This is a genomic window from Ferroglobus sp., from assembly GCF_015521575.1.
Taxonomy (GTDB): Archaea; Halobacteriota; Archaeoglobi; order Archaeoglobales; family Archaeoglobaceae; genus Ferroglobus.
Map to the genome: position 1 here is coordinate 1 of NZ_WANY01000231.1, position 2,318 is coordinate 2,318.

Genomic DNA, 2,318 nt, shown 5'->3' on the forward strand with positions numbered 1-2,318 from the left:
CAACAGGCGCAAATCATAAGTTTTTAAATAAAAAATACCATTATGAAAGTTCTCGTGGTTTACGACATAGCGAACGACAGTTTGAGGAGCAAAATAGCTGAAATTCTGAAGGATTTCGGATTGATGAGAATTCAAAAAAGCGCCTTCATAGGATATCTAAGCAGTCAAGAGAGAAAAGACTTGGAAAAAGTCCTTTCAAGGAAAAGTCTGGAAGGAAACGATAGAATCGACATTTTCCCGATCTGCGATAGGGATCTGCGTTTTCACTCAAGAATAAAGCACGACGGCGTTTATTACGGTGAAACATGGGAGTAATGTTTGAGTGAAAAAGTCTTTATAGCTTTCTCCCTATTTTCTGCTGGTGATGATTGAATCCAATTCTGAGCGATGCGATGATGAGGTAGCCCGCGACTGATTCATTCAAATCTCCCGTAGCCCAAAGACGTTTTAGCTCCGACACCAAACTCTTTTAACGCTGAAACGAGTAATTCTTTAGCTCTTTCCACAAGCTCATACTCGCTGTTTCTTGGGGCTATTGCAAACTGGAACTCCACGCCTTTTGGAACTGTTAAGAAGAATATCGGATTTGGAGAATGCCAGTCTCCGGGGGCTTCCCCATGCTGGTAGTAAGGCTGGTAGTGAAGGTTCATTATGTCGAGTTCGAGAATTTGATTATACATTTTGCAGCCTCACTATTTCTAATGTCCCTACCGCAGAAAATTTCGTCTTTCAGAAATCTTCGTTACTCACATAAATTCCTTGATCTTTTTGATCACGTCCAGAGTAACTTGACGAGCTCTACAATTCTCTCCATATGTAAGCTACCTCTTTCAGAACTCCCTCCCTTATCTTCGGCTTTAATGCTCTTTTCATCACTAAATCGACCTTTACGCCAAGCACTTCCGACAGGTAGTTTTCGAGTTCGACAAACTCGAAGAGCGTGGGAGTTCCATAAAAATCTACTAAAATATCAACATCACTTCCTTCTCTTTGCTCTCCTCTGACGTAAGAGCCGAATACACCGATTTCCTTAACTTTGAACTTTTCCTTGAGTTCTTTCTCGTGTTTCTTCAGAATTCTCCTGATTTTCTCCAAGCTCACTTCGGCACCTCCATCGATCACGACATCTAAAACCAGCCTTCCTCAAAATCCGCATGAAATTGAGTACAATTTCATCAGTTTTCCCTCAAAAAATCTTAAAATTTTCCCTTAAGATAAAGATATTGTAATGAAGCAAAGAGTAAAGCTTTGGGTTAGGGATGTGGAGGAATACTTCTTCTGCCCGATGGTCTTCTACTTCTCCGTTGTTCTCGGGATTAACAGGAGCGAAGGTTACTGGGCAGAACTTGGAAAGGAGATTCAAGAAGAAGCTGAAAAGTTCATTTCCGAAAAATTTGAGATTTATGAAAAAGAGCTTAAACTTGAGAGTGAAAAGCTCGGTGTTGTCGGGAAAGTGGATTTCGTTGTTAAAGATGGTAACTCTCTTGCTCCTCTTGAAGTCAAGTACAGCTCCAAGCTCAAGCCCTGGTGGAAATACTCAGTCGTCCTTTACGCGATGTTGCTTGAAGATGTAACAAGAAAACCCGTCAAAAGAGCTTTCATCTTCCTCACAGAAAGTAACAAAATAGTCCCGCTGGAAATCAGAGACGAGGAAAGGAGATTTGTAATTGAATGCGTTAAGAATTGTCATGAAATCATCAACGGCAAGCAGCCGAAAGCGAAAGTCTCCAAATCTTGTGAAAACTGCGATTACAGCGAAATGTGCATCGAAAGCTGACACATTACTTATCCACCATCGCTTTTAACTCCTCTTTGCTCACGACGTTCCTCCTTTTCTGATCCTTCCAGAGCTTTCTGAAGAAGTAAAAGTACTCGTACAGTTCCAGCTCATCTTTGCAATAAACGATTTCGTGATTTTCAATGACTTCCATTTTCATGTACAACGGTAACTCTTCAAAAACCCATACGTCGTACTTACTTGGATCTACATTCGAAAAAACATCTTTGAGAATTTTCTTCGGATCGCTCTTTGCAACGATGCAAACATCTATGTCTCTCCCCTCTTCTTTAACCGATGAGCCAAAAATCAGAACCGCCAGAACTCTATCTCTTAAAAAGCTGAAATCCTTAGCTACGCTACTTTTTTCAACCATTCTCTGATCACTCCCACGAACTTCTTGAGGCAGGGAGAAATGTCTTTAATCGATTCGATGGCTAAAGCATCGTTCAGTCCGTTGTAATGATTAACCAGCCTATTCCTAAGTCCGTTGGCTATTTTAAGGCAATCTGCGAGATCTTTCTGCTTCGTCAATTCGCCC

At 41.1% G+C, this 2,318-nt stretch carries 5 protein-coding genes and 1 pseudogene; 2 read left to right on the forward strand and 4 right to left on the reverse strand.

Annotated elements, in window-relative coordinates; translation table 11 throughout:
• The first annotated feature begins 42 nt into the window (after positions 1 to 42).
• On the forward strand, positions 43 to 315 hold the full coding sequence (gene cas2 / locus F7C14_RS09255) for a CRISPR-associated endonuclease Cas2 (protein WP_290902156.1): 273 nt from the start codon (positions 43 to 45) through the stop codon (positions 313 to 315).
• 101 nt (positions 316 to 416) lie between these two features.
• On the opposite strand, the pseudogene cmr6 reads toward cas2, so the two are convergent.
• Together cmr6 and F7C14_RS09265 are read right to left on the reverse strand one after the other, a co-directional pair.
• Positions 417 to 668 (reverse strand): annotated as a pseudogene (gene cmr6, locus F7C14_RS09260) (type III-B CRISPR module RAMP protein Cmr6); the annotation flags it as partial.
• A gap of 130 nt (positions 669 to 798) precedes the next feature.
• The gene (locus F7C14_RS09265) at positions 799 to 1,101 is read right to left on the reverse strand and encodes a nucleotidyltransferase family protein (protein ID WP_290902160.1); all 303 of its coding nucleotides are present in this window, start codon (positions 1,099 to 1,101) and stop codon (positions 799 to 801) included.
• Positions 1,102 to 1,228: 127 nt separating this feature from the next.
• Between F7C14_RS09265 and cas4 the strand changes: the two genes are divergently transcribed.
• Positions 1,229 to 1,777: a CRISPR-associated protein Cas4 gene (gene cas4, locus F7C14_RS09270; RefSeq protein ID WP_290902162.1), complete on the forward strand. Its 549-nt coding sequence runs from the start codon at positions 1,229 to 1,231 to the stop codon at positions 1,775 to 1,777.
• A 4-nt stretch (positions 1,778 to 1,781) separates the two neighbouring features.
• Here the strand turns inward: cas4 and F7C14_RS09275 are convergent, their stop codons facing one another.
• Positions 1,782 to 2,153, reverse strand: a complete 372-nt coding sequence (locus F7C14_RS09275; RefSeq protein WP_290902164.1) for a nucleotidyltransferase domain-containing protein — start codon at positions 2,151 to 2,153, stop codon at positions 1,782 to 1,784.
• Positions 2,132 to 2,318 (reverse strand): HepT-like ribonuclease domain-containing protein (locus F7C14_RS09280; protein ID WP_290902166.1); only part of this gene is annotated, 187 nt, incomplete at its 5' end. The genes F7C14_RS09275 and F7C14_RS09280, both read right to left, overlap by 22 nt.

What these genes read in the sequence shown, in the direction of transcription:
- F7C14_RS09275 (WP_290902164.1), bottom strand. Translation starts at nt 2,153, where the DNA reads ATGGTTGAAAAAAGTAGCGTAGCTAAGGATTTCAGCTTTTTAAGAGAT.
- cas4 (WP_290902162.1), top strand. Translation starts at nt 1,229, where the DNA reads ATGAAGCAAAGAGTAAAGCTTTGGGTTAGGGATGTGGAGGAATACTTC.
- cas2 (WP_290902156.1), top strand. Translation starts at nt 43, where the DNA reads ATGAAAGTTCTCGTGGTTTACGACATAGCGAACGACAGTTTGAGGAGC.